At 73.4% G+C, this 24,791-nt stretch carries 23 protein-coding genes and 1 tRNA gene; 21 read left to right on the top strand and 3 right to left on the bottom strand.

Annotated features, from left to right (window positions below; genetic code table 11):
- The first annotated feature begins 93 nt into the window (after positions 1-93).
- From STTU_RS16130 to STTU_RS16055, 16 genes are all read left to right on the top strand, one after another.
- A complete protein-coding gene (locus STTU_RS16130) occupies positions 94-360 on the top strand; it encodes a DUF6284 family protein (RefSeq protein ID WP_007824707.1) in 267 nt (88 codons plus the stop codon).
- Positions 357-974, top strand: a complete 618-nt coding sequence (locus STTU_RS16125; protein WP_043255371.1) for a hypothetical protein — start codon at positions 357-359, stop codon at positions 972-974. The genes STTU_RS16130 and STTU_RS16125 overlap by 4 nt, the downstream gene beginning before the upstream one ends.
- Complete coding sequence (locus STTU_RS16120; protein WP_043255368.1) at positions 971-2,047, top strand: DUF2637 domain-containing protein; 1,077 nt, start codon at positions 971-973, stop codon at positions 2,045-2,047. Before STTU_RS16125 ends, STTU_RS16120 begins: the two co-directional genes overlap by 4 nt.
- The gene (locus tag STTU_RS16115; RefSeq protein ID WP_043255365.1) at positions 2,044-2,670 is read left to right on the top strand and encodes a GGDEF domain-containing protein; all 627 of its coding nucleotides are present in this window, start codon (positions 2,044-2,046) and stop codon (positions 2,668-2,670) included. The genes STTU_RS16120 and STTU_RS16115 overlap by 4 nt, the downstream gene beginning before the upstream one ends.
- Positions 2,667-2,996, top strand: a complete 330-nt coding sequence (locus STTU_RS16110) for a hypothetical protein (RefSeq protein WP_043255362.1) — start codon at positions 2,667-2,669, stop codon at positions 2,994-2,996. The genes STTU_RS16115 and STTU_RS16110 overlap by 4 nt, the downstream gene beginning before the upstream one ends.
- Before the next feature lie 26 nt (positions 2,997-3,022).
- Positions 3,023-4,534 carry a DNA cytosine methyltransferase gene (locus STTU_RS16105; RefSeq protein WP_007824688.1) on the top strand — a complete coding sequence of 504 codons (1,512 nt, stop codon included), beginning with the start codon at positions 3,023-3,025 and terminating at the stop codon, positions 4,532-4,534.
- A gap of 82 nt (positions 4,535-4,616) precedes the next feature.
- Positions 4,617-6,887 carry a hypothetical protein gene (locus STTU_RS16100; protein ID WP_007824686.1) on the top strand — a complete coding sequence of 757 codons (2,271 nt, stop codon included), beginning with the start codon at positions 4,617-4,619 and terminating at the stop codon, positions 6,885-6,887.
- A gap of 141 nt (positions 6,888-7,028) precedes the next feature.
- The gene (locus STTU_RS16095) at positions 7,029-7,322 is read left to right on the top strand and encodes a hypothetical protein (RefSeq protein ID WP_043255361.1); all 294 of its coding nucleotides are present in this window, start codon (positions 7,029-7,031) and stop codon (positions 7,320-7,322) included.
- Between the two features lie 3 nt (positions 7,323-7,325).
- Positions 7,326-7,508, top strand: coding sequence for a hypothetical protein (locus STTU_RS16090; protein WP_007824685.1), 183 nt, complete (start codon positions 7,326-7,328; stop codon positions 7,506-7,508).
- 17 nt (positions 7,509-7,525) lie between these two features.
- The gene (locus STTU_RS16085; RefSeq protein ID WP_007824684.1) at positions 7,526-7,996 is read left to right on the top strand and encodes a hypothetical protein; all 471 of its coding nucleotides are present in this window, start codon (positions 7,526-7,528) and stop codon (positions 7,994-7,996) included.
- A gap of 10 nt (positions 7,997-8,006) precedes the next feature.
- Positions 8,007-8,408 carry a hypothetical protein gene (locus STTU_RS16080; protein ID WP_007824683.1) on the top strand — a complete coding sequence of 134 codons (402 nt, stop codon included), beginning with the start codon at positions 8,007-8,009 and terminating at the stop codon, positions 8,406-8,408.
- Positions 8,405-8,656 carry a hypothetical protein gene (locus STTU_RS16075; RefSeq protein ID WP_043255359.1) on the top strand — a complete coding sequence of 84 codons (252 nt, stop codon included), beginning with the start codon at positions 8,405-8,407 and terminating at the stop codon, positions 8,654-8,656. Before STTU_RS16080 ends, STTU_RS16075 begins: the two co-directional genes overlap by 4 nt.
- A 118-nt stretch (positions 8,657-8,774) precedes the next feature.
- Entirely contained in the window at positions 8,775-9,617 is an 843-nt protein-coding gene (locus tag STTU_RS16070) for a bifunctional DNA primase/polymerase (protein ID WP_007824682.1), read from the top strand.
- A gap of 3 nt (positions 9,618-9,620) precedes the next feature.
- Entirely contained in the window at positions 9,621-11,090 is a 1,470-nt protein-coding gene (locus STTU_RS16065) for a hypothetical protein (protein WP_007824681.1), read from the top strand.
- 409 nt (positions 11,091-11,499) lie between these two features.
- Positions 11,500-11,694, top strand: a complete 195-nt coding sequence (locus STTU_RS16060; protein WP_043255357.1) for a helix-turn-helix transcriptional regulator — start codon at positions 11,500-11,502, stop codon at positions 11,692-11,694.
- A 65-nt stretch (positions 11,695-11,759) separates the two neighbouring features.
- The gene (locus tag STTU_RS16055) at positions 11,760-13,169 is read left to right on the top strand and encodes an integrase (RefSeq protein ID WP_043255355.1); all 1,410 of its coding nucleotides are present in this window, start codon (positions 11,760-11,762) and stop codon (positions 13,167-13,169) included.
- Between the two features lie 142 nt (positions 13,170-13,311).
- Here STTU_RS16055 and STTU_RS16050 read toward each other — a convergent pair.
- Positions 13,312-13,398 (bottom strand) — tRNA-Ser (locus STTU_RS16050).
- Between the two features lie 43 nt (positions 13,399-13,441).
- Entirely contained in the window at positions 13,442-15,166 is a 1,725-nt protein-coding gene (locus tag STTU_RS34945; protein ID WP_043255354.1) for a S1C family serine protease, read from the bottom strand.
- 527 nt (positions 15,167-15,693) lie between these two features.
- Between STTU_RS34945 and STTU_RS16040 the strand changes: the two genes are divergently transcribed.
- From STTU_RS16040 to STTU_RS16030, 3 genes are all read left to right on the top strand, one after another.
- Positions 15,694-16,545 carry a glycerophosphodiester phosphodiesterase family protein gene (locus STTU_RS16040; protein WP_007824676.1) on the top strand — a complete coding sequence of 284 codons (852 nt, stop codon included), beginning with the start codon at positions 15,694-15,696 and terminating at the stop codon, positions 16,543-16,545.
- 511 nt (positions 16,546-17,056) lie between these two features.
- Positions 17,057-17,737 (top strand): ATP-binding protein, encoded by a 681-nt coding sequence (locus tag STTU_RS32250; RefSeq protein ID WP_420713573.1) that lies wholly within the window; start codon positions 17,057-17,059, stop codon positions 17,735-17,737.
- A gap of 829 nt (positions 17,738-18,566) precedes the next feature.
- Entirely contained in the window at positions 18,567-19,541 is a 975-nt protein-coding gene (locus tag STTU_RS16030; RefSeq protein ID WP_007824675.1) for a DUF5926 family protein, read from the top strand.
- Positions 19,542-19,859: 318 nt separating this feature from the next.
- Here STTU_RS16030 and STTU_RS16025 read toward each other — a convergent pair whose 3' ends face one another.
- A complete protein-coding gene (locus STTU_RS16025) occupies positions 19,860-20,606 on the bottom strand; it encodes a bifunctional DNA primase/polymerase (RefSeq protein ID WP_007824674.1) in 747 nt (248 codons plus the stop codon).
- A gap of 881 nt (positions 20,607-21,487) precedes the next feature.
- Here STTU_RS16025 and STTU_RS16020 point away from each other — a divergent pair.
- Positions 21,488-22,918 carry a PP2C family protein-serine/threonine phosphatase gene (locus STTU_RS16020; protein WP_043255352.1) on the top strand — a complete coding sequence of 477 codons (1,431 nt, stop codon included), beginning with the start codon at positions 21,488-21,490 and terminating at the stop codon, positions 22,916-22,918.
- Between the two features lie 341 nt (positions 22,919-23,259).
- Positions 23,260-24,726, top strand: coding sequence for an aminopeptidase P family protein (locus STTU_RS16015; protein WP_007824672.1), 1,467 nt, complete (start codon positions 23,260-23,262; stop codon positions 24,724-24,726).
- The last annotated feature ends 65 nt before the right edge of the window (positions 24,727-24,791 follow it).

Below are 24,791 nucleotides of genomic sequence, written 5' to 3'. Positions count from 1 at the left end.
GCGGGCCCACCTTCTCAACGGCGAGCACCCCCGGAGTTGCAGCTCCGGGGGTGCGGTTCGGGCCGTTGCCAACTTCCAGGGAGACCACGACCCATGTTCATCATCTCCCCGATTCAGGGGAACCTCATCCCGCGCGGGACCGAGCGGGAGCCCTCCGACGCGGAGCTGCTCGCCGTCGAGGCCGAGATGCCGCTCATCGAGGCGGAGGTCGAACACCTCGACGCGTACATCACGCTCCTGGACCGCGTCCCCTCCGAGATCGACATGCAGCGGCTGCGGCGGACCAACAACCGGGTCCTCGCCGTGCGGCGCGACCTCGCGAACGCCGCCGCGCGGCGGCCGGCGGGGGGTGCCGCATGAGTGCCCCGACCGACACCACCGTCCCCACCCCGGCGCAGCTCGCGGACCACCGGGGCCGCCCCCGCCCGCTCATCGAGGTGCCCCTCAGCTACGAGGAGGCCCGTCTCGGCCTGGCGTTCCACGAGGCGGGCCACGCGGTTCTCGCGCTCGCCTACGGGATGCGCGTGCACACCAGCGAGGTCATCGCCTGGGCCCCGGAGCCGGGCCGGTGGGGCGTGACCGGCGGCACCCGCTCCGAGTCCTCGGTCATGTCGCCGTGGCAGTTCGCCGCGATGTGCGCCGCCGGGCAGGTCGCGCAGGTGGGCTACCTGCTCGCGTACGGGTTGTGGACGCCGGAGCGGGCCCTTGCCTGCGCCGCCGAGCACGACCGCGCCATGGCCGTCGACGCGCTCGCCGGGTTCGGCATCCCGCTGGGGGTCACCTCGGTTCCCGAGGGCGGCAAGTCCTGGGGGATGGTCCGGGGCATGGCCCGCCGCAAGGTCGGCCACCTGTGGGGCGAGATCCGCGCCGTCGCGCTCGCGATGAACGAGCGCACGAAGCTGACCGGCGACGATATCGCCGACCTCACGGGCCTGCCCAACAGGGTCATGCCCGCAGCGGGGGTGGCCTCATGAGCAGCACCGCCGCCGGGCCCCGTACGGACGTCCCGCCGCTCACCCGCCCCGAGATGGGCCTTGCCGGAGCCGGGGCATTCTCCGCCGCCGGGGTCGGCGCGCTCGGGCTCGTCTCCTCCTTCAACGCCGTGTCGAGGGCCGCCGCGCAGTGGGGGTTCACCTCGCCGTGGATGCTTCCGGTCGGCATCGACCTCGCCATTCCCGTCTTCACCGTGGCGAACCTGCTCCTCATCCGCCTGGACATGGCCCTTGCGTGGGTGCGGTTCGTGCCGTGGGTGCTCACCCTGATCACCTGCGGCCTGAACGTCGCCGCCGGGCACGGGGTGTGGGCGAAGGTCGCGCACGGCACGATGCCGCTGCTGTGGGTGGTCTTCTCCGAGATCGGCGCCCACGTCTACAGCGTCCGCATCGGCGCCGCGACCGGCCGCCGCATGGAGAAGATCCGCCGTTCCCGCTGGCTCCTCGCCCCGCTCAGCACGTTCGCGCTGTGGCGGCGCATGACGCTGTGGGAGATCACCAGCTACGGCGACGCCCTCGCCCGCGAGCGCGAACGGGTCCTCGCCCGCGCCCGGTTGCGGGAGTTGCACGGGCGGCGCTGGCGCTCGCGTACGCCCCGGACGGAGCGCGTACTCCTGCGGCTCGGCGAGATCGCCCCCGCCGACGAGGTCGCCCCCGTCACTCCCGTCGCCGAGGACGCGCCCCCGCCCGCCGCGCTGCCCGCTCCGAGCGCGGCGCCGGAGCTGCCGCCCGTACCGCCGACCCCGGCCCCGCCCGCGCCCGCGCCCCGCAAGACGGTGCGGAAGAGGACTGCGAGCAAGCCCGCACCCCGTCCCGCCGACGAAGTCCTCACGGAAGCCCGGAAGTTGACGCACGCCTGGGCGGACGCGGCGCTCACCGCCGACGCGCTGCGCCGTGAGCTGCACTGCTCGGCCGCCGCCTCCCGCACGGTCCGCGACACCCTGCGCGCCGAACGCGCCGCGCAGCCCCCCGTACAGGCGCCCACCGAGGACACGTCCGTACGGGAGGACGAGGACGAGGCGGGCGCCGAGGAGCGCGAGGCGGTCGCCGCGTGAACGCCCTCGACCTCCTCGCCCTCGTGCCGCTCACCGGATGGGCTGTCCACGTCGCGCTCCTGCGGCGCGGCCTGCGGCGCGCGCGCCGTGACCCGCTCACCGGGCTGTGGACGCGGGACGCCTTCACCCGCAAGGCGCGCCGTCTGCTCCGTGACAAGCGGGCCGTCGTCGTCCTCGCGGACGTCGACCACTTCAAGCAGATCAACGACACCCACGGCCACGCCGCCGGGGACGCGTTGCTTGCCTCGGTCGCCCGTCGTCTCGCTCACGCGACCGGAGCGGACGGGGTGTGCGGGCGGCTCGGCGGGGACGAGTTCGCCGCCGTCCTGCTCGACAAGGACGGCACTGCCGCCGACCTCCTCGCCCTGCTTCACGGGGTCCTCGCGCGGCCCGCCGAGGGGCAGCCGGCCGAGGTCGCCACGACAGTCTCGCTCGGCTGGGTGAGGGCCGCCGAGCACCCCGGCACCGACCTTTCCGGACTCCTCGGACGCGCCGACGAAGCGATGTACGAGGCCAAGCGCGCCGCCCACGGGCTCGTCCGCGCTCCGCTCGGGCGGCGCCTGTGGCAGGGGCTCACGTCCCGGCGGAGCGGGCGCCGCAACACTGCGGGGGTGGCGGCATGAGTGAGCCTCTGGCCGGTCTCTCCACGTGGCGGCCGGTGATGCGGGCGGCGGGCTTTCGCTGCCAGTGCACCGGAGCGTGCGGGAACCTGCACGCCAAGAGCGAGGGGCGCTGCCCGCGCGAGCACGACGCCTACACCAGTAAGCACGGGGAGCGGGTGCGGCTGATCGCCGCTCCGGCCGACCCGCTCACCAGGGAGGTGGCCGCAGCCGCCACTCCTGTCGGCGCCTTGCTCGCGTGGTGCGCCCCGTGCCACAGCGCCGCCACGCGCGCCGCGCGCCGTGCGGCGGCCCCCGTCGCCGACGTGCCGGGCCTGTTCGAGCTGTGAACCACCGACGCTTTGAGGAGTTGGGCATGGGCCTGACGTTCACTGACCTGTTCTGCGGTGCGGGCGGCTCATCCACCGGGCTGGTCGCGGCCGGGTACGACCTGCGCCTGGCCGCGAACCACTGGCAGCGCGCGGTCGAGACGCACGCGGCGAACCATCCCGGCGCAGACCACCTGTGCGCCGACGTCAACAACTACGACATGCGGCGCCTGCCGCGTACCGACGTGCTGTGGGCCTCGCCGATCTGCACGGAGATCTCCCCGGCGGGCGGGCGCAAGCGCACCCACGGACAGCTCGCCTTCGACCTGGAGGAGTACGGCGGCGTGGCCGACGGGGCGTGGGAACGCACCCGCGCCACGGCCTACGACGTCATCCGGGCCACCGAAGTCCACCGCTACCAGGCCGTGCTGTGCGAGAACGTCCTGGAGTTCGTCGTCGACTGGGAACTGTTCGAGTGGTGGCGCAAGGGCATGGAGATGCTCGGCTACAACAGCCAGATCGTCTCCGCCTCCTCCGCGCACATCGGGGGCGTGGGCAACGACCCCGCCCCGCAGTGGCGGGACCGCGTCTACGTGGTCTTCACCCGCAGGGGCATTCCGCTCCCGGACCTCAAGCCGTCGCCGCCCGCCTGGTGCGCGCAGTGCGGCCAGGACGTGTACGCCGTCCAGTCCTGGCGCAACGGCCGCCGGGTGGGCAAGTACAAGCAGCAGTACGACTACCGGTGCCCCAACACCCGCTGCCGTCACGCGATCGTGGAGCCCTACGTACGCCCCGCCGCCTCGATCATCGACTGGACCAATCTCGGGGTACGCATCGGCGACCGCGCATCCCACAAGCTCCGACCGCTGGCCGCGAACACCATCAAGCGCATCCGTGCCGGGCTCGACCTGCTCGGCGAACAGCGGATGGTGCTGACCGTGAACCACGGCGGTCACGACGGACGGGCCGTGCCCGCCGACGCGGCACCCCTGGCCTCCCGCACGGTGAAGATCGGGGACGCGGTCCTCGTGCCGAGCGGGGCGTTCTACGTCAAGAACTACGGCGGCAACGCCCGACCGGTCGACATGGTGCGCAGCATCACCGAGCCCTTCGGGACCATCACCGCGCGGGACAGTCACGCGCTCGCCGTCCCGCAGCAGGCCGACGACTCCTTCATCGTCACCCTGCGCCGCAACGCCACCGCCCGCCCCGTCTCCCTGCCCGTCGACACCGTGACCGGGCAGGGCCGCCATCACTGGCTCGTCATCCCCTACCGCAACGCGGCGGCCAAGAGCACCGCAGAGCCGCTGCACACGCTGGGCACCAGGGACTCCGCCGCCATCGCCTCACCGGCGCCGGAGCTGGAGGACTGCCACTACCGGATGATCCAGCCACGCGAACAGCTCCTCGCGCAGCGCTTCCCCACCGACTACACCGTGCTCGGCAACAAGGGCGAACAGACCATGCAGGCCGGGAACGCCGTCTCCTGCAACGTCGCCCAGTGGATCGGCGCCCGCGTCGCCCAAGCGCTCGCCCGCACCAGCGCCAACGCCGCCTGAGCCACTACCTCCCCGGGCCCGGCCGCCCACCTCTCACAGCGTCGGCCGGGCCCGGCCCCTCCATCCCTGGAAGGAAGTGCCAGTGAACCACCCCGACGAGAACCACGAGTTCTTCGAACGTCTCGAAGCCGACATGAACGACGACCGCCCGGGCGATGTCGTCGACCTCGACAAGGTGCGCAACGCCCGCGCCTCCTCGCCCGACCCGTCCGCCGACCCGTCGCCCGACGCGACCGCCGCCGGGTCGGTGCTGCGGTCGGCCGACCCGGCACGCGACGGGTCGGGCGTCGCCACCCTCGACCCGTCGCCCGACGAGGACGGGAGCGAGTCGGGACAGGAGGCGGGGCCGCGTCCGGCCGACCCGGTCGCCCTGCCTGGCCCCGGGATCACGACGTTCAAGCGCAAGCCGATCCTGCCGTCCTGGCTCACGTCCAAGCCCGGGTTCGTCTCCACCACCCAGCGCGCGACGGGCAACGCCTTCTACGCCACCGCCTACCACGGCATCCGTACCCCCTGGTACCTGTACCGGCTCACTCTGGACGCGCCCGCCGGTGCGGCCCGGCTGATCTCGCAGACCAACCGGTGGGTGTGGGACGCCGAAGCCGCCCCGCTGCGCTCGTACGAGGTGGCGCACGAGAACACCGGCGAGTACCTGAAGCTGTCGCGCCAGCGCGACCGCCGCGTGCGGCTGCGCATGCTGGTCATGGCCGTCGCCGGGCTCATCGGGGTGCCGCTGGCGATGGCCTGCTACATCCTGGCGCCGGGCTGGCTCGTGCTGTTCGCGTCCGCCGCCGTGCTGGTCGCCGGGTTCAAGGGTGGCAAGGCCGATGAGCCCGTCATCGGGCGGGCGGTGGTGAAGACCGAGCTGGAGAAGCTGACCACCTCGATCGTCCTGCGCGCGCTGGACAACATCGGCAACCCGAAGCTGACCGCCGCCATCAAGAAGGGTGGCGACATGAACGGGATGCGCTTCACCTCCGAGATCACCCGCGACGGGCCCGGCTACCGCGCCGACCTCGATCTGCCCTGGGGTGTCACCCCGGAGGACATCATGGAGGCCCGCAAGTCGCTCGCCTCCGGGCTGCGCCGCAAGGTCGGCTGCGTGTGGCCCTCGTCCGACCCGACCGAGCACGAGGGACGGCTCGTGCTGTGGGTCGGGGACAAGCCGATGAACGAGACGACCAAGCCCGCCTGGCCGCTGCTGAAGTCGGGCAGCGTCGACCTGTTCAAACCGGTCGTCTTCGGCAACGACCAGCGCATGGGCGACGTGTCCGTGACCTTGATGTTCGCCTCCGTCATCGTCGGCTCGATCCCGCGCATGGGCAAGACGTTCCTGATGCGGCTGTTCCTGCTCATCGCCGCTCTCGATCCCCGCGCGGAGGTCCACGCCTTCGACTTCAAGGGCACCGGCGACTTCGGCGCCCTCGAACCCGTCTGCCACCGCTACCGCGCGGGCGACGAGGACGAGGACATCGAGTACGTCCTCCACACGCTGCGAGAGCTGCGCCAGGAGCTGCGGCGTCGGGCGAAGGTCATCAAGTCGCTGCCCCGCACGCGGTGCCCGGAGTCGAAGGTCACCCCGCAGCTCGCCGACGACAAGTCCCTCGGCCTGCACCCGATCGTCGCCGGGTTCGACGAGTGCCAGGTGCCCTTCGAGCACGAGAAGTACGGCGCGGAGATCGAAGAGATCTGCACCGACCTGGGCAAACGCGGCCCCGCCCTGGGGATGACGATGCTGTTCGGCACCCAGCGGCCCGACGCGAAGTCGCTGCCCACCGGCATCTCGGCGAACGCGGTGCTGCGGTTCTGCCTCAAGGTCATGGCACAGCCCGCCAACGACATGGTGCTGGGCACCTCGATGTACAAGGCCGGGTACCGGGCCACGATGTTCTCCCGCACCGACCGGGGCATCTGCTGGATGGCCGGGGAAGGAGACGATCCCCGCATCGTCGCCAGCGCCTTCGTCGACGCGGTCGGCGCCGAACAGGTCGTCGCCCGCGCCCGCGCCATGCGCGAGGAGTACGGCAACATCACCGGCCACGCCATCGGCCAGCTCCCCCAGACCGAAGACGCCTCCTTCGACCTCCTCGCCGACGTGCTGAAGGTCGTGGCAGTCGACGAGGAGAAGGTGTGGAACGAGAAGGTCGCCACCCGGCTCGCCGACCTGCGCCCCGACGTCTACCAAGGCTGGAAGGCCGAGACCGTCGCCAAGAACCTGCGCCCGCACGGCGTCAGCGCCCTCGACGTCTGGGGCACCTCCGACAAGGGCAAGGGCACCACCCGGCGCGGCATCGCCCGCGCCGACATCCTCAAAGCAATCACCGAACGTGACACAAAGCCCGGAAAGGGCTGACGCGGACCGCTGCTAGGTCTAGCACCCCGCCGGTGCTAGACCTAGCAGCCCCGCTAGCACCACATCCCCGATCTGATCAGGGAACTCGCATCTAGCACCCCACCTGCGGGAATCCCCGGAAGCCGCCCAGGAGGGCACCCGATGACCCCCTTCCTCCTTGCTAGCGCCTGCCTCCTCGGAATCACTCTCTGTTACGTCACCGTGTGTGCGGGCAGCCCGTACGGCGACTGCCGCCGCTGCCACGGCATGGGCCACGCCATCAAGCACAACCGCAAGGGCCGCGCCACACGCGGCAAGACCTGCCGCCGCTGCCACGGTCACGGCAAACGCCTGCGCACCGGCCGCCGCCTGTACAACCTCTGGCTGCGCGTCTACCGCGAGGGCCAAAACGACACCCCCACCCCCGCCGCACGCCCGTTCGTGAAGAAGGGCTGACCCATGGCCATCACCGTCTCCCTCGTCCTGCTCTTCGGCGCCTTCCTGGCCCTGCTCCTGCGGAGCAACAAGAGCTACGGCACCGCGCTCGTGGCCGCGCTGTTCGGCTTCTACGTCGCCTCCACCGGCGCCGCCGTGACCATCGACAACCTCATGACCGCCCTCATCAACGCCCTGCCCAACTGACCCCGCGAGGAGAGGCCGTGAACGAACACCTCACCCACGAGCCCGCCAAGAGCCCCGTGGCCGTCCACCACCCCCAGCCCCTCGACCTCTACGCCCCGGTCCCGTCACCGACGGCCGCCCCGTACGGCGAGCGTCAGCCCGTGGTGTGGGTGCCCGACGCCTACGGACGCATGGTCCCCATGCCCAAGCACCTGGCCCCCGCCCCCGTGCAGCCCATGGAGCCGCGCGACCTCACCCCGGTCCCGCTCCTGGACCCCCTCGCCCAGCGGTTCATGGGCGCCGGGCTCGGCGGCGGCGCCCTCGCGGCCGGCGTCGGCTACGGCGTCGGCGAGGTCGTGAACGCCGCCGCCGGAATCAGTGGCGGCGCCCTGATGTGGGCTGCCGTCGTCCTCGTCGCCCTGCGAGCCCCGCGCGCCCTCGGCGGCGGCAAGGGCAGCACCGTCAACATCCGCCGGGCCGTCTTCAAGCGCAACCGCTTCCACGGCTGAGGCCCCCACCGTGCCCGCCCCTCACTGGCACGCCTACGCCTGGACCGGCCGCGAACAGCCCCGCCCGCGCGATGCCCGCGACCCGTCCAAGCCCGTCCCGCCAAGCCTGATCACCGACTGGCTCTCCAAGCCCCGCAGCCTCCTCGCCGCCACCTTCGCCATGCCCGACGACGGCGGCCACGCCTACGCCTGGCTGGAGACCCAGCTCAAGCAGCACCCGCGCGGCCCGCGCGACTGGCCGCCCCGCGTGGACCTCGACGGCGCCCAAGACCGCCTCACCCGCCGCACGGATGTCGTCTGGGGCTACTGGTCCGCCACCGGCCCCTTCGTCGCCCGCGTCCTCATCACCTGCCCCCGCCCCGGCATCCCCTGCCCGCAGCCCTTCCCCTGGACCGAGGAGAACACGGCATGACGCGCCTGCGCCTCACGATCACCCACTGCCCCCGCCGGGCCCTCATCCTCAGCGACACGCCTCGTCCCGACTGCCCGCAGTGCGCGAGCCAGGGCTTCACCCGCGACGGCTGCCACCTCGCCACCAACGTGTACGTCCAGACCGCCTACGCGACCTGCCCCTGCTGGGACATGAACCGGTGCCGGGTACTCCTCCCGCTCCCGCACCTGCCCTCGCGACGCCGCACACACGACCTCCCGCCTTTCTGATCCCCCACACACACGAGGGCGGCCCCGCTCTCACCAAAGCCCGGGGCCGCCCTCACCAGTTCGCTACTGGAGGTACCAGAATGCCCGACCCCGCCCCCTCCCCGCGAGAGGTGGCCGCGTGAACATTCATGCCGTCAACCTCCGGCTCGCCGCCCTCCAGCTCGCATCCGGCGGCCTCCCCGTCCTGCCCTTGCGGGCCGGGAAGATTCCGTTCGGCAACTGCCCCGCCTGCCTGCGCAACCAGTGCGGCGGCAGGCCGAACATGAAGACCCCGGGCCGGTGCGCGTGCCCGCTGCCGTGCCACAGCTGGGCCGCCGCCACCACCGACACCCACCGCCACGCCACCGAGTGGACGCCGTACTGGCGGCGGGCCGCCGCCGTCGCCTACCACCCCGGCGGCGCGGGCCTCACCGTCGTGGACCTCGACAACGAGGCAGCCATTGCGTGGGCCCGTGCCACGCTTCCGCCCACCCGCACCGTGCCCACCACCCGGGGTGAGCACTGGATCTACCGGGGCGCCATGCCGTCCGCGAACCACGTGCGGCCCGGTGTCGACGTCAAGTCCCGCATGGCGTACGCCCGCTGGCTCGGCCTCGGCGACGGCGTCATGACGGCGCTGCCGGACGCGGTCCGCGCGCTCGTCGTGAAGGCGCCCGCCCCGGCCCGTCCCGCACCGCGCGGCCTCGCCGTGAGCGGGACCGGGGGCGAGTGCCCGCACCGCACCCCCGCCTTCCTTGAACGCGGTCTCGCGATGGCGGAGCAGCGCATCACCGCTGCCGACAGCGCGGTGCACGCCACGGTGTACCGGGCGTTCCTCGCCGTGCTCGCCACGCACGGCCGGTGCGGCTGCCTCACCGACGCCCACGTCGACCGCTTGTTCACGGCCGCTCAGGCCAAGGGCGAGAGCCTGCGGCACTGCACGGACGCATGGGCCAACGCCCGCGCCCGCCTGGGGGTGTGACCCGTGTCGGAGGAGGAGAAGACCCCGGCGCGTGAGGTGATCACCGCGTACGCGCAAGAGAACTTCCGCTACTTCCGTACGACCGAGGGCACCGTCTACGCCCAGCGGATCGGCCACCCCGTGGCCCGGCCGATCCGCTCGCAGGGCACGACGGGGAGCCACCGGCAGGAACTCATGGTCGACCTCTTCAACGACGGGGTCGGCGTCTTCAACGGGACATCGCTCAAGGAGGCGTTGGACTTGATCGAAGCGCTCGCGCTGAGCCAGGACGTACAGGCCACCCACATCCGGGTCGCCCCCGGGCTCGACGGGGCCACCTGGCTCGACCTCGGGCGGGACGACGGGCAGTCCATCCGCATCCATCCCACCGGGTGGGAGATCAAGGTCCCCGACCCGCGCGAGGTGTGCTGGCGACGCACCCAGCTCACCGGGGAACTTCCCCTCCCCGCCCGGGACACGGAAGGCAAGGGCATCGACCTGCTGTTGCGGCTGACGAACTTCGCCACCGCCGAGACCGAATCCCTGGCCCTGGCCTGGCTCGTGGGCTGCCTGGAGCCGGGAGTCCCGGTCCCGGCCCCGTTCCTCACCGGCCCCCAGGGCGCGGGGAAGTCCACGGCCGGCCGGATGCTGGTGCGGGTCGTCGAAGGCATGACCGGTGACCTGCGCCGCGCCCCGAAGGACGAGGAGAGCCTGATCACGGCCGTCGCCGCCGGATGGGTCACCGCCCTGGACAACCTCTCCCACCTGGCCCCGGACCTCTCCGACCTCATGTGCTGCATCGTCACCGGGGCCGAAAGCATCAAGCGCGCCCTCTTCAGCGACGGCGACGTCTACCGCTCCCGCTACCGCCGCCCCCTCCTCCTCACCGGAATCGACGTCGGCGTGATCCGCCCCGACCTCGCCGAACGCCTTCTCCCGCTGCGCCTGGAACGCCCGCGCGTGCGACGGACCGAAGCGGAACTCTGGCGGGAGTTCGAAGCCGCCCTGCCCGTCATCCTCGGCTCACTCCTCGACCTGACGGTCAAAGTCCGGGCCGCCGAGGCGGACATCCCGAGTGACCTGCGCATGGCGGACTTCGCGCACCTGTGCGCACAAGTCGACGCCGCCACAGGGCTGGGCACGCTCCCCGCCTACCGCACCAGCCTCGACGAGCTGAACGACGACGTGATCGAAGGCGACCTCCTCGCCCAGACCGTCCTCAAGCACGCCGCCAGCCTCACCCCCGGCAGTGAGCAGCGGCTCACGTCCTCGGAGTGGCTGCACCTCCTCAGCGGCCTCTACAGCGGCGAGGAACTGCGCCCGCTGCCCAAGGGGTGGCCGACCACCGGCAAGGTGCTCTCCGACCGCCTCAAGCGCCTCCAGCCCACCCTCGCCGCCCGTGGCGTCCTCGTCGACTGGGGCCGCACCAAGGAAGGCCGGTACGTCGAACTGACCCGCCCGGCCCTACCGCCCCACGAACAGCAGCCGCTCTGAATCCTGCGACACGGCGCAAACAAGCAAGAGGAGCACCCCGCGCCACGCCGACGGTGCTCCTCTTGCTGTTCGACGACGCCGCCCATTCACGCGAGCGTGCACAGACACACAAACATCCGCCTCTTTTTTCTTAAGAAGGAAAGAGCTGCGTCACCCGCGTCACCGCAAGGCTCGACACCACCCGTGACCAGCGGTGATCCAGGTGACGCAGGACGGCTTCGGCTGCGTCACCCCGCGTCACCTGCGTCACCCCATGACGCAGACCTGCGTCACCGATGACGCACCCCCAAGTGCCTGCGTCATCACATCACCGCAGGTCAGGTCCCAGGTGTGACGCGAATGACGCGATGACGCAGAAATCACAGCCTCGGACACATCTCGCGCCACCCCACCGCCAAGGAGCAACGCCATGCCCCGCCCGCAGATGCTCAAGCTCCCCGAACTCCTCGCCGAGATCAACCTCTCCCGCGCCGCCTTCTACCGCCTCCGCGCCAAGGGACAAGCCCCGCGCCTCGTCAAGCTCCCCAACGGACAGCTCCGCTGCCGCCGCGCCGACCTCGACGCCTGGCTCAACGCGGGCGAGGAACAGCAGCACGCCGCCTGACCCCACCCGCCTACAACCCCGAGGGCCCGCCGATTCGAACCGGCGGGCCCTCGTCTTGGAGCGACATGCATAGCTACGACGTGCGCTTGTGGAAGGTCCGGAAGCGCGCGAGCAAGGCGTCCCCGTACCAACTGCGTTGGTTCGTCAACGGTGAGGAGTTCTCGGAGCGGTTCACCACGGTCACCCTCGCTGACGCGCGCCGGGCGGAGCTCCTCACCGCCACCAGGCGGGGTGAGCCCTTCGACACTGACACAGGGCTCCCCATGTCAGAGGCACGGGCCCGTACCTCGCCAACGGTCTATCAGGCCGCGACCGAGTACGCCCGGATGAAGTGGCCCTGGCACGCCGCCAAGCACCGCGCGAGCATCGCGGAAGCCCTCGCCGTCGCCCTGCCGACGCTCGTGGACACCAAGCGCGGAGTCCCCTCCCGCTCCGTCCTGCGGCGGGCCCTCTACCAGTGGGCGTTCCGCTTCGTACGGGACGAGAGCAGCGAACTCGTCCCCCGTCACGAGGCGGAGGAACCGCCTGCTGATGTCGCCGCCGCGCTCGCGTGGATGGGCGCGCACTCTCTCAAGGTCGCTGACCTGAGCGATCCCACGCGCTTGCGCCCCGCCCTCGACGCCGTGGCGCTCCTCCTCAACGGCAAGCGCGCCGCCGCGAACACCGAGCGCCGCAAGCGCATGGTCCTCAGCAACTTCATGCGCTACGTCGTCCAGGAGCGTGGGCTCCTCGACACCAACCCGCTGCACCGCCTCGACAGCGCCCCGCCGGACGTCGATGACGAAATCGACTTCCGCTACGTCCCCGGCCCCGCTCTCGCCCGCCGCCTCATCCGCGCCGTGCAGCAACAGGGCGCCCGCGGCGACTTCCTGAGCACGTTCTTCGGCTGCCTCTACTACGAGGCCGCGCGGCCCGCCGAGGCCGCAGCCCTGCGCGACACCGACCTGAGTCTCCCGCCTGACACCCCGGAGGCGGCGGAGGAGTGGGGCGAGATGATCCTGACCGAGAGCCGCCCTGAGGTCGGCAGCGGATGGACCGACGAAGGCACCCCGTACGAGATCCGGGGCCTCAAGTGGCGCGCGAGGCAGGCGACCCGCACGGTCCCGATCCCCCCGGTCTACGTCCGGATGCTCCGCCGCCACCTCGCGACGTACGGCACCGCCCCCGACGGCCGCCTCTTCCCCGCCGCTCGGGGCGGGCGGCTGCGCTCCACCGAGTACACCGAGGCGTGGCAGACGGCGCGCGAGGCGGTCCTCACGCCGCAGGAAGTCAGGACGCCCCTCGCGGAAGACCCGTACTGCAACCGCGCCGCCGGCGTGTCCCTGTGGATCGCTCAGGGCCTCGAACCCGCCGAGGTCGCCCGCCGCGCCGGGCACAGCGTCGCCGTCCTCTACCGCTTCTACGCGAAGGTGCTCCGCAAGGACCAGACCGAGGCCAACCGCCGTATCGCCGCCGCCCTTGAGGCACCGGAGTAGGCCGCGAGCCTGGCCGGAGGTTGGCCGCACGCCCTGGTCACAGGCGGGATTTACGCGCTCAGCCTGAGACACCCCACACGCCGAAGGGGCGCCCCGCTCTCGCGGTGCGCCCCTTCTGAGCTGCGGTCTTCGTGACCTGCGGCGGAGGGTGTGGGATTTGAACCCACGGTGGTGTCGCCACCACGACGGTTTTCAAGACCGTTCCCTTAGGCCGCTCGGGCAACCCTCCCCGCCCCGCCGGAGGCCGGTGGGGCGGGGTACAGCGTACCGGTCTAGTCGTCGCCCTTGCGCTGGCCGAGGGTGACTTCGGTGGTGTGCTCGCTGCCGTCGCGCTTGTACGTGATCTTGACCTTGTCGCCGGGCTGGTGGGTCCAGATCTCGCCGATGAGGGTCGGGCCGCTGTCGATGATCGTGTCGTCGAACTTGGTGATCGTGTCGCCGGACTTGAGGCCGGCCTTGGCGGCGGGGCCGCCGGGGGTGACGGCCGGGTCGCTGCCCGCGCCCTGGTCGGAGACCGTGGCGCCGTCCATGCCCTCTTCGAGGGAGACCGTCGCGCCGATCACCGGGTAGACCGGGGTGCCGGTCTTGATGAGCTGTTCGGCGACGCGCTTCGCCTGGTTGATCGGGATGGCGAAGCCGAGGCCGATCGAGCCGCCCTGGCTGGAGCCGCCGCCGAGGCCGCCGCCCGAGTTGCCGGGCTGGATCGCCGAGTTGATGCCGATGACCTGGCCGCGCTCGTTGAGGAGCGGGCCGCCGGAGTTGCCCGGGTTGATCGAGGCGTCGGTCTGGAGGGCGCTCATGTACGAGCTCTTCGCGCTCTCGCCGTCGCTGGAGGCGACCGGGCGGTCCTTGGCGCTGACGATGCCCGTGGTCACCGTGTTCGACAGGCCGAAGGGCGCGCCGATCGCGATCGTCGAGTCGCCGACGGCCGTACGGTCCGAGTCGCCGAGCACGAGCGGCTTGAGGCCCGAGGCGTTCTTGAGCTTGATCACCGCGACGTCGTAGCCCTGCGCGTGACCGATCACCTCGGCCGCGTACTTCTTGCCGTTGGAGAAGGTCGCGGTGAGCTTGCCGCCCGACGCGGCGGAGGCGACGACGTGGTTGTTGGTGAGGATGTGGCCCTGCTTGTCGTAGACGAAGCCGGTGCCCGTGGAGCCCTCGCCGTCGCCGCCCTGCGCCTCGATCGTCACGACGCTCGGCAGCGCCGCCTGGGCGATGCCCGCGACGGAGCCGGCGGCGCGCTTGGTGCTCGCGGGGCTGTCGGCCGCCGCGATCGTCGTGGAGCCCGTGCCGCTGTCGTCGCGGTCGGCGGCCCAGTAGCCGATGCCGCCGCCTACGCCGCCCGCGACGAGCGCGGCCACGATCACGGCGGCGAGGAAGACGCCACGGCCGCGCTTGCGGCGGGGCGGCTGCGACTGCGGCTGCTGGAAGGCGCCGCCGCCCCAGCCGCCCCAGCCGCCGTTGCCGCCCTGGTCGCCGCCGTAGCCGCCGTGACCGCCGTAGCCCTGCCCGTCGCCGGGGCCGTACGCGGCGTAGCCGCCCTGGCCGTGCTGCGCCGTCGGCTGCCCCTCGGCGGGTGCGCCGGGGTAGACCTGCTGCGGGCCGCCGGACTGGTAGGCGGGGACCGGCGGCGGGGGCGGGGGCCAGGCGGCGGACGGGGCCTGCGGGGGCTGACCGGGCATGGCGGGCGCCTGGGGGGCGGAGCCGGGGGCGGCGGGCGGCGCGTCGGTGGCCGCGGGCGGCGCGTCGGTGGCGGCGGGAGCCGCCGGGGCCGCGCCGGTGGCCGACTGGGGCTCCGGCCGCGCGGCCGGCTTCTCGAAGGCCAGGGTGCTGGGTGAGGGCTCGGCCGGGGCGGCGGGGGCGGCCGAGCCACTCGGCTCGCCCGGGGCCGTACGGTCGCTCGGGCCGGTCTCCGCTCGCCGCTCCGAGCCCTCGGCCGAAGCGGGAGGTGCGGACGGGGCGGGGGGTACCTCGTTGCCCTCGTTCTCGGTGCTCACGGGCTCAGTCTCCTCGGTCACGGCGGTCCCACGGTCTGTACGGGTCCCACGAGTGGGTGCCCGGCCGCCTCCCGGCGAACCGTCCACCCGCCCGGCGCCGGAGCGCCGGTAGTGGTCTCTCGATCGTTGCGCACGATCGTCGTCCACAGTCGTTCGTCTGCGGTCAGCTTTTCCCACCGCACGTCAGGGCACTGTAAGCCGACCCTGTGTGTACGCGTCATGTCGATCATCACCGCGAGCACACCCTTCGGCCCAGCGGATTCCCTGCGGGAACCCGACTGGAGTGCGCCCCGGAAAACTCCGGACGTGCACCAGTACGCCCCCATCAAACACCCCCGCACGCCCCCCGCGCGCGCCCCCTGCCAGGCCCCGCACAGGGCGCGTACACGCCCCGTACACCCTGCGGACAGGCCCTGGCGCGGGCACCCGCGTGAAAGAAGCACCGGAGCATGCGCGAAGGAGCGGCGGTACCCCCGGCCGCCTCGTGTGCCGCGCGGGGGTGGGGGGTGCGATGGGAGCATGGCCGCGTGACCGACGCTCGACACCACACCCCCCAGGTCGTCGCCCATCGCGGCGCCTCCGAGGCGGCGCCCGAACACACGCTCGCGGCCTACGCGCGGGCCATCGAGGAGGGCGCCGACGCCTTGGAGTGCGACGTCCGCCTCACCGCGGACGGGCACCTCGTGTGCGTCCACGACCGGCGGGTCAACCGCACCTCGAACGGGCGCGGCGCCGTCTCGGCGCTCGAACTCGCCGAACTCGCCGCGCTCGACTTCGGCTCCTGGAAGGGCCGGGACGAGGCCGAGGAGTCGCCGGACTGGGACCCGGAGACCACCTCCGTCCTCACCCTCGAACGCCTGCTCGAACTGCTCGTCGACACGAACGCCTCGGGGCGGCGCCTCGAACTCGCCGTCGAGACGAAGCACCCGACCCGCTGGGCCGGGCAGGTGGAGGAGCGCCTCATCCACCTTCTCGAACGCTTCGGGCTCACGGGCAAGACGGGGGTCGCCGAGGACGGGGAGGGCACGGACGATCCCTTCCGGACCGCCCCCTCACCCGTACGGGTCATGAGCTTCTCGGCGCGCTCGCTGCACCGCGTGCAGGCGCTCGCGCCGCTCCTGCCGACCGTGCACCTCACCCAGTTCGCGTCCCCCCGGCACCGCGAGGGCCGCCTGCCCCCGGGGGTGCGGATCGCAGGCCCGAGCATCCGGCTCGTCCGCAATCACCCCGCGTACGTGGCACGCATGCAGGAGGCGGGGCACCCCGTGCACGTGTGGACCGTCAACAATCCGGCGGACGTGGATCTGTGCGTGCGGCTCGGTGTCGACGCGGTGATCACGAACCGGCCCCGGGCGGTGCTCCAGCAGCTCGGCCGCTGAGACGACGGCGGGGCCCGCCACGACACCGCCCGAGAGGCCGGGACGGTGGTGCCGGCGGCCGGAAATCGTCTTGCGTGCGGGGCGGGGGGGATTTGGGCGGGTCCCGGGTGGGGGAGCGGTGGGTGGGGGACGGGGAGGGGCGCCGGGCGTGCGCGGGGTGCGGGCGCCCGGGGCGGGCGGGGTCTCCCAGGTGAGCGCCCCGTGCATATGACGCGGGCATGTTCGCAGGACACCGGGGGTGGCGTGGGCGCGGAGCGTCGGCCGCGTGCCCGGTACGGAACCGAGCGGGCCCGTCCGCTCGTGGTAACCGCTGTCTGCCGGGACGGGCTGTCATGTACGCGGAGTGCTCCGGCGCATCCGCTCCGTGGTGGCCGGGGCGAATGCCTCCGGACTGCGGCCGTTGGCCGGTTTCCGGTCCAGTCCAGGGGGGCATTGACTCCCTGGCGTGGGGGTGAAGGAGGTTCCGGGGGTGGCAACGGTGGTCGCACAAGAGGTGCCCGCGTCGTCGAGCATGGCCGTACCGCACGGTCCATCGGGCGTACGCAGGGCACGGCATCGGCTGCGGGACGAGCTGACCGGGCACGGAGTGCCGGACCCGGTGATCGACGACGCGCTTCTCGTCCTCTCCGAACTGCTCAGCAACGCCTGTCGGCACGGCAGACCGCTGCCCGAGGAGACGGCGCGGCCGGGTGCGGAGGAGTTCGAGGAGGGTGACGTCCTCGCCGCCTGGGAGGTGACGCCCGGCGGTCGGCTGACCGTCGAGGTCACGGACGGCGGCGGGCCCACCCGGCCCGTTCCCTCGACCCCGTCCGTGAGCGCGCACGGCGGCCGGGGGCTCGGCATCGTGACGGCTCTCGCGGAGAAGTGGGGCGTCCGGGACGAACCGCACGGCGAGGTCACCGTGTGGGCCACGCTCTCGCCGGACGACCACCGCGCCGAGGACTTCGCGAGCCGCGTCACCGGCGCGGCGGGCGTCCCGGGCCTCGCGGACCTGGGGCTCGACGAGACCGGCTTCGGGGACACGGAGCCGGAGGCCGCCGGGGGCGGTGGAGGCCGCAGGGGGAACGGCGGCAGCCTCAGCGGGGGCAGCGGCTTCGGCCGGGGCAAGGGCTTCGGTCGCGGAGGCGGCTTCGGCGGGGGCGGCTTCGGAGGCTCCCCGTACGGGACGCCACGCTTCGGCGGAGCGAGCTGAACCGAAGCCTCGGCGGGGCGAACCAGGGGGGCGCTAACCCTTGGCGGCTGGCTGAGCCGGGGGCGAAGACCCGGCGTTCGCGGAGACGAGCGTGCGGTGGTGGTCGCGCCTGCGGCCCAGGGGGGAGCCTGCGGTGAGGGCGGAGCCTTCCGTGAGAGCAGAGCCTTCCGTGAGGGCTGAGCCCCAGCCGGGTCCGGGAGCCCGGGGCCGAACTGCCGAGTGAGGGCCGGGTCCCGAACGAGGCGCGAGCCCCGAACGAGGCGCGAGCCCCGAACGAGCGACGAGCCGGCAGAAGCGGCCAGGTCCTTCCGTACGGCTGATCGCACCCTCGGCAGCGCGAGCCGCACCCGGCACCGCGCGCCTGGGCAGGCTGACCCCGCCCGCGCCGATCGCACACCCCTCGCACGGACGCCCGAACGGCTCGTCCCGAACGGCTCGTCCCTCCCGGGTGCCGCACCCCGCACGCCGCATCCCCGGCCGCGCTCACCCCCGTACTTCCCACTCCCGTGCCCGCTCGGGCACCCTGCCCCCGTCCCTCTGCCCGAATCCCGACCGTCTTGGCGAGCCGCCGGGCCACCCGCCCGCACCAGCCCGCAACGCCGCGCCACCCCGCACCGACCCCGCTGCCCCGGCCCACCCCGCACCACCCCACAGCCCCACCCGCCCCCTGCCGCCCCCCGCCAAAGCCCTCACCCACCCCAACGTCCATCCCCGACCCCCCGCTCCCACCCCCGCTCCCGTTCACCCGTTCGAGTGCGTGCGGCCGGAAAGGGCCGAGGCGTTAGGCTCGCCGCCGTACCTGCCGAGCCGTGACGGGAGAACACCGACGATGGCCAAGAAGCGCCCGCAGTCCAAGGGCAAGGCGAGCACCGCGTTCGCGGGCGGTGAGGTGCCGGTGGTCGGGGCGAGGGAGCCCTGCCCGTGCGGTTCGGGCCGCCGGTACAAGGCGTGTCACGGGCGCGCCGCCGCGCAGGCGGCGACCGAGCTCGTCAGCCGCCCGTTCGAGGGGCTGCCCGGCGAGGCCGACTGGGTCGCGCTGCGTGAACTCGTGCCGGCCGCGACCGTGCCGCTCCGGCTCGCGGGCGGGCTGCCCGAGGGCGTGCCCGCCGTGACGCTCGCGACCGTGCTGCCGATGGCCTGGCCCGCGCTGCGCCGCGAGGACGGCTCCGTCCTGCTCGGCCTCCAGAACGACACCGCCTCGGGCGACCTGAGCCGCGACCTCGCCGACACGCTGCGCCGCGCGCTCGCCGCCGAGCCGGGCAACCCGGTCGAGGCGCGCCGCGCGCCGGTCGACGGCCCGCGCCTCCAGGACCTCCTGGACCTCGACGCGCCGTTCGTTCCCGAGGTGCACGAGGGCTTCGCCTTCTGGCTGCCCGAGGGCGAGGCGCAGAACGCCTCCGCCGAGGTCACGGCCTCGCTGGAGCGCGCCGACGCGGCGGCGGTGCCGACCGTGCGGCTGAGCGGCGTCGACGCCGCGTACTGGTGCGAGGTGCCGGAGAAGAACCACCTGCGGTGGGTCACGACCGTGCCCGAGGAGCGGCTGCTCGACGCGCTCGCGCGGCTGCACGCCGCCGGTGAGTCCTCGCTCGGCGAGGGCACCCGGCTCGTCGGCTCGTTCCGCGCGCACGGGCTGACCGTGCCGGTCTGGGACCTGCCGAGCACGATGAGCGCCGCGGACACCGAGAAGCCCGCCGCCGCCTTCGCCGAGCGCCTCGACACGGCACTCGCCGCGACGACGCCGCTCACCGCCGAGGAGCGACGCGCCCGCGCCGGTCTCACCAACCGCCAGGTCACGCTCAACTGACGCACGACGCCGGTCGCTCGACGCCTGCCGCGTGAGTCCGGTCACACCCGAAGGTAAAGTCCGCTTGAGACCGGGCCCGAACGGATGAGACCGAATTTGCGAACCGGCGATCTCTTGTTACCGTTCAATTAGCCCGGTTGCTGGTGCATCCCCCGTCGCCAGCAACCGGGCCCTTCCATGTCCGGACGCAGGTCACGAGGCCCGCCGCGGCGCCCCGTCACGGAACCGCGCCGTCCCGCGCGCCACCACGTCCCAGGGACCGGCTTCCCCGGTCCGGACCGCTCCCCCGATACGGCCCCGCCCCGCCCGCCTCCGCGCTCAGAACTCCGGCGCGTTGACCCCCGGCCGGGTGAGCGTCTCCACGACCGGCCCGAGCAGCGTCTCCACCTCCGGCAGCCACGGCCGCGCCGTCGCACCGCGCGCGCCCGGCCGCGCTCCCGCGGTGACCCCCGCCGCGCCGTCCCGCTCCGGCAGCGGTCCGCGCGCCCAGCCCGTCGTCCCCGCCCCCGTGCGCGAGGGCGGCAGGACGAGGTAGCCGCCGCTGCCGTGGAAGCGCAGCGCGCCGGGGACCCTGTCCATCGCGTAGAGCAGCGCGCCGAGGCGGGCGAGGTCGTACGGGGCGACGAGCAGCGCCCAGCGGTCGGGGCCCGCCACGACGGGGCCGAGGCGCACCCCCTCGCGGTCGAGCGCCGCGAGCGTCGCCGGGCCCACGGCGGCGGGCACGCTCAGCGCGCAGGGCGCCTCGCCCTCGCCCGTCGCGAGCAGGACGGGGGCCTGCGGGCGCTCCCGCCACCACCAGGCCACCATGCGCGGATCGGTCGTCGCGGCGAGCAGCCCCGGCTCGAAGGGGTGCGCGCCCGGCCCGGCGCACAAGGCGTCGGGGCAGGCGCAGCGCTCGGCGGCGCGCAGCGCGGGGTGCGGCGCGCGGCGCGCGGGGCGGGTACCGGCCCCCGGCAGGACCGGCCATTTCCAGCGCGTCGCGAAGAGGGCGGCGGCCTCGGGGTTGCCGGGGCCGTCCGTACGGCCCGGCCCTGAGCTGCGGTGCTTTCCGGGGATCTCACGCATGCGCGCTCGTTCCTTTCCGTGGGACGCCGAGGAGCCGCACCACTGCGGTGCGGATCGCTTGCCTGCCGTTGCCCGCGCCAGGGAGCTGCCTGCGGCGCGGATGGTGCCTGCGGTGCCGGTGGTGCGTGCGGTGCCGGTGCGGTTCCCGGGCGGGGAAGCGCGGCCCGGTCGCCGGGCGTGCGTCTGGTGCTGTCGTACGTGCGCCTGGTGCGGTCCGACGCGAGGGCGGCCCCGTGCTGTTCGCGGTGCGCGCGTCGGGCGGAGTCGTACGTGGTCGCTGTCGTACGTGTCGCTGTCGTACGTGGTCGCGCGGGGCGGATGCGTACGTCGCCCGCGCCGGGGCCCCGTGCCCGGCGGGCCGGCCGCGGGCCGGTCGTGGTCCGGGCCGGTGGTGGGCCCGCCCGCCCCGGCGGGCCCCAGCCCCGGTCGGCCAGGACCCCGGCGTCTCGTGCCGGGCTCCGTGCCGTACCGCCCCGTTGTGCTGTCGTTCAGGACGCCTTCCGCGCGTCACAGGGTTCCGGCCCAGCCCCCACTGGGTCGCCGCCCTCATCCACGTAAGTACCCCGAGCGACTTCGGTGACGCTCCCCGAGCGCCGTTCGCATTCCGGCGTCGCCGGAGGGCGAACTCCCCCAGTCGACCCCAGCCCCCTGTCCACACCTCTTTTTCCGGCCAACCTGGCGTCCCACGACGGAATGCACGCCCCGCGGCCACCCTGCGCGCACCCCGTTGCCGGGGCCACGGACACCGGGAAACAGCACCGGACAATGCTGGACATGCCGTGACGTACCCGTGTAGATGTGAATCTCTCGCCCAGCCGCAGCACACTTTGGGGGTTTGCGATGCTGACGCGCCACCGGCACCTGCCAGAGAGCCGGACACCATGAGCACCCCGCCCGCCCCGAAAGTGGCCGGAACCCACTCCCCGAATCCCTCCCCCGCCCACAATGCCGACACTCCGGCCGAGTCGGCCGAGTCCTCCGCCGACGCCTCGCTCCCCTCCCCCGCGAGCGCTCCGGGCGCCGGGGAGTCCCGGGCGAGCGGCATCCCGGCCCGCGCGTCCCTCACCCTCCAGGAGCGCCTCGCCTCCTGGCTGCTCGACCTCAGCACGCTCCACGAGCTGAGCGAACGGCTGCACCGCACCCGTACCACCGAGGACGCCCTCGGCGAACTCCTGCGCGCGGGCGCCGTCCTGCTCGGCGCGGAGCGCGGGCTGGTCCGCTTCACCCACGCCGCGGCCCATCCCGCCCGCCTCCACGGCCACGGCCTGGACCGCGGCGAACTCGGCCGCCTGGAGGCGCTGCCCGAGGAGTGCACCTCGCACGGCGCACTGCTCGCGGCGGGCACCGGCGTGCCCGTGACCCGCAGGGACCTGCTCGCCGAACCCGGGCTCGACCCGCGCTGCGCCGCCGTGGCGCGGAGCCTGGGCTGTGCCGCCACGTACGCCGTGCCGCTCTGCGACGCGGAGCGTGTCTTCGCCTCGGCACTGTGGTCCTTCCCCGTGCCGACCGCTCCCTCCTCGCGACAGAGCCGCCTCCTCTCGCTGTACGCGCGCGAGGCCGCGAGCCATCTCGTGGCGCTCGGCGCGCAGGACACCGCCGTACGCGAGACGGCGGCCCTGCGCGCGCACCTCGGCCCCGGGACGCTGCCCCGCGTTCCCGGCGCGCGCCTCGCGGGCCGCTGGCTCGCCGGTCCCGGCGGTGCCGGAAGCTGGTACGAGGCGCTGACGCTGCCCGACGGCGGGTGCGGGCTCGCGGTGGGGACCGCGAGCGGCGACGGTCCCGAGGCGCTCGCCGCGGCGGCGCGGCTGCGCGGGGCGCTGCGCGCGTACGCGGTGCTCCAGGGCGAGGACCCGGCGGCGGTGCTCGCCGACCTCGAACTCGTCCTGCGGCTCAGTGAGCCGGGCCGCAGCGCGACCGCGCTCTACGCGCACCTCGGCCAGGACGGCAGGCGGCTGCGCTTCGCGGGGGCCGGGCACGCGCCGCCGCTCCTGATCGGCCCGCGCCGCGTCGAGTACCTGGAGAGCAGCGTCTCGGCGCCGCTCACGATGCTGAGCTGCTGGGAGGCGCCGAGCGTCGAGGTCCGGCCCGAGCCCGGCGAGTCGCTCGTGTTCTACACGGACGGGCTGCTGCGGGCCACGGGCGACACCACCGACCGCGCCTTCGCACGGCTCCACGCGGCGGCGGCGGGCAGCCCGCTGCGGCTGCGGCGCGATCCGGGGGCGCTCGCGGACCATCTCCTGGAGCGCCTGCTGCCGGAGCGCGCCCTGCCGACCGGGGAGGACCTGGCACTCCTGGTCCTGACCTTCGACTGAGCCGCAGCCGGAAGCCGAGAACGGAAGCCGGGAGCCGCAAGCCGGGAGCCGGAAGCCCGAGAGCCGAGAGCCGGAGAACCGGAAGCCGGGAGCCGGGATCGGCGATGTTTCACATGGAACATCGCCGATGGCCCCTCTTGCGATGTTTCACGTGAAACATGCGCGCTGTCCTGTGGCCCTGCTCACAGCCGCCCCGCCACCGCGCCGGGACGAGCGGAGTCCGTACCGGAGTTGGTCGCCCTCCGCCCGCGCGCGCTCCGCGCGCCCTCCCGCACGCCCTGGCCGGAAGTGCGGACAACCGTACGATGGCCGCATCAGGCGTTCGTATAAGGAGACAGCCCATGCAGGACGGCGGACAGCAGGTTCCGAGCACCGAGGACGGGTCGGAGGAGGAGGCGATCAAGCAGCGCAAGAACGGCCTCTACCGCAACGTCTCGGACGAGCTGGCGGAGAGCATGCGGACCGGCTGGGCCGACACGGAGCTGCACGACCTGAAGCCGATCCCGCAGGCCGCGGAGACCGCCGCGCGCCGCGCCGGGCTGTCGGCCGCCTTCCCCGGTGAGCGGCTCGTGATCCCGGCGGGCAACCTCAAGGTCCGCTCGAACGACACGGACTACCCCTTCCGCTCCTCGGTCGAGTACGCGTACCTCACGGGCGACCAGACGCAGGACGGCGTCCTCGTGCTGGAGCCGACGGCGAGCGGTCACGAGGCCACCGTCTACCTGCTGCCCCGTTCGAACCGTGAGAACGGCGAGTTCTGGCTCGACGGCCAGGGCGAGCTGTGGGTCGGCCGCCGGAACTCCCTCACCGAGTCCGAGAAGCTGCTCGGCATCCCGGCGAAGGACGTCCGCGAACTGCCGGACGCGCTGCGCGAGGCGAGCGGCCCGGCGCGGGTCGTGCGCGGCTACGACGCGGGCATCGAGGCCGCGCTCACCGACAAGGTGACGGGCGAGCGGGACGAGGAGCTGCGCGTCTTCCTCTCCGAGGCGCGCCTCGTGAAGGACGCCTTCGAGATCGCCGAGCTCCAGAAGGCCGTCGACGCGACCGCGCGCGGCTTCGAGGACGTCGTGAAGGTGCTCGACAAGGCGCAGGCCACCTCCGAGCGCTACATCGAGGGCACCTTCTTCCTCCGCGCCCGCGTCGAGGGCAACGACATCGGTTACGGCTCGATCTGCGCCGCGGGACCGCACGCCACGACGCTGCACTGGGTCCGCAACGACGGCCCCGTCCGCGCCGGTGAGCTGCTGCTCCTCGACGCCGGGGTCGAGACGCACACCCTCTACACGGCCGACGTGACGCGCACGCTGCCGATCGACGGGACCTTCACCGCGCTCCAGCGCAAGATCTACGACGCGGTGTACGAGGCGCAGGAGGCCGGGATCGCGGCCGTGCGCCCCGGTGCCAAGTACGCGGACTTCCACGAGGCCGCGCAGCGCGTGCTCGCCACGCGGCTCGTCGAGTGGGGCCTCCTGGAAGGCCCCGTCGACCGCGTGCTCGAACTGGGCCTCCAGCGCCGCTTCACGCTGCACGGCACCGGGCACATGCTCGGTCTCGACGTGCACGACTGCGCGGTGGCCCGCACCGAGACGTACAAGGACGGCGTCCTGGAGCCGGGCATGTGCCTGACGGTCGAGCCGGGCCTCTACTTCCAGGCCGACGACCTCACCGTGCCGGAGGAGTACCGGGGCATCGGCGTGCGGATCGAGGACGACCTCGTCGTCACGGAGGACGGCAACCGGAACCTGTCGGCCGCGCTGCCGCGCACCTCGGACGAGGTCGAGGCGTGGATGGCGCGCGTCCAGGGCTGAGGGGCGCGACGGCGTTACGGGCCACGGGCGGCACATGCCGCAGGCCGCGTACGTACGCCGCCGCA

It is taken from the genome of Streptomyces sp. Tu6071, from assembly GCF_000213055.1.
GTDB classification, from domain to species: Bacteria; Actinomycetota; Actinomycetes; order Streptomycetales; family Streptomycetaceae; genus Streptomyces; species Streptomyces evansiae.
Note: the sequence above shows the minus strand (reverse complement) of the source record. Positions and strands in the feature narration are given on the sequence as shown.

Excerpts from the sequence above, each read along its gene's own strand:
- STTU_RS16015 (WP_007824672.1), top strand. The coding sequence starts at position 23,260 with ATGCAGGACGGCGGACAGCAGGTTCCGAGCACCGAGGACGGGTCGGAG.
- STTU_RS16130 (WP_007824707.1), top strand. The coding sequence starts at position 94 with ATGTTCATCATCTCCCCGATTCAGGGGAACCTCATCCCGCGCGGGACC.
- STTU_RS16075 (WP_043255359.1), top strand. The coding sequence starts at position 8,405 with ATGACGCGCCTGCGCCTCACGATCACCCACTGCCCCCGCCGGGCCCTC.
- STTU_RS16060 (WP_043255357.1), top strand. The coding sequence starts at position 11,500 with ATGCCCCGCCCGCAGATGCTCAAGCTCCCCGAACTCCTCGCCGAGATC.
- STTU_RS16090 (WP_007824685.1), top strand. The coding sequence starts at position 7,326 with ATGGCCATCACCGTCTCCCTCGTCCTGCTCTTCGGCGCCTTCCTGGCC.
- STTU_RS32250 (WP_420713573.1), top strand. The coding sequence starts at position 17,057 with ATGGCCGTACCGCACGGTCCATCGGGCGTACGCAGGGCACGGCATCGG.
- STTU_RS16120 (WP_043255368.1), top strand. The coding sequence starts at position 971 with ATGAGCAGCACCGCCGCCGGGCCCCGTACGGACGTCCCGCCGCTCACC.
- STTU_RS16025 (WP_007824674.1), bottom strand. The coding sequence starts at position 20,606 with ATGCGTGAGATCCCCGGAAAGCACCGCAGCTCAGGGCCGGGCCGTACG.
- STTU_RS16055 (WP_043255355.1), top strand. The coding sequence starts at position 11,760 with ATGCATAGCTACGACGTGCGCTTGTGGAAGGTCCGGAAGCGCGCGAGC.
- STTU_RS16110 (WP_043255362.1), top strand. The coding sequence starts at position 2,667 with ATGAGTGAGCCTCTGGCCGGTCTCTCCACGTGGCGGCCGGTGATGCGG.
- STTU_RS16030 (WP_007824675.1), top strand. The coding sequence starts at position 18,567 with ATGGCCAAGAAGCGCCCGCAGTCCAAGGGCAAGGCGAGCACCGCGTTC.
- STTU_RS16125 (WP_043255371.1), top strand. The coding sequence starts at position 357 with ATGAGTGCCCCGACCGACACCACCGTCCCCACCCCGGCGCAGCTCGCG.
- STTU_RS16020 (WP_043255352.1), top strand. The coding sequence starts at position 21,488 with ATGAGCACCCCGCCCGCCCCGAAAGTGGCCGGAACCCACTCCCCGAAT.
- STTU_RS16105 (WP_007824688.1), top strand. The coding sequence starts at position 3,023 with ATGGGCCTGACGTTCACTGACCTGTTCTGCGGTGCGGGCGGCTCATCC.
- STTU_RS16095 (WP_043255361.1), top strand. The coding sequence starts at position 7,029 with ATGACCCCCTTCCTCCTTGCTAGCGCCTGCCTCCTCGGAATCACTCTC.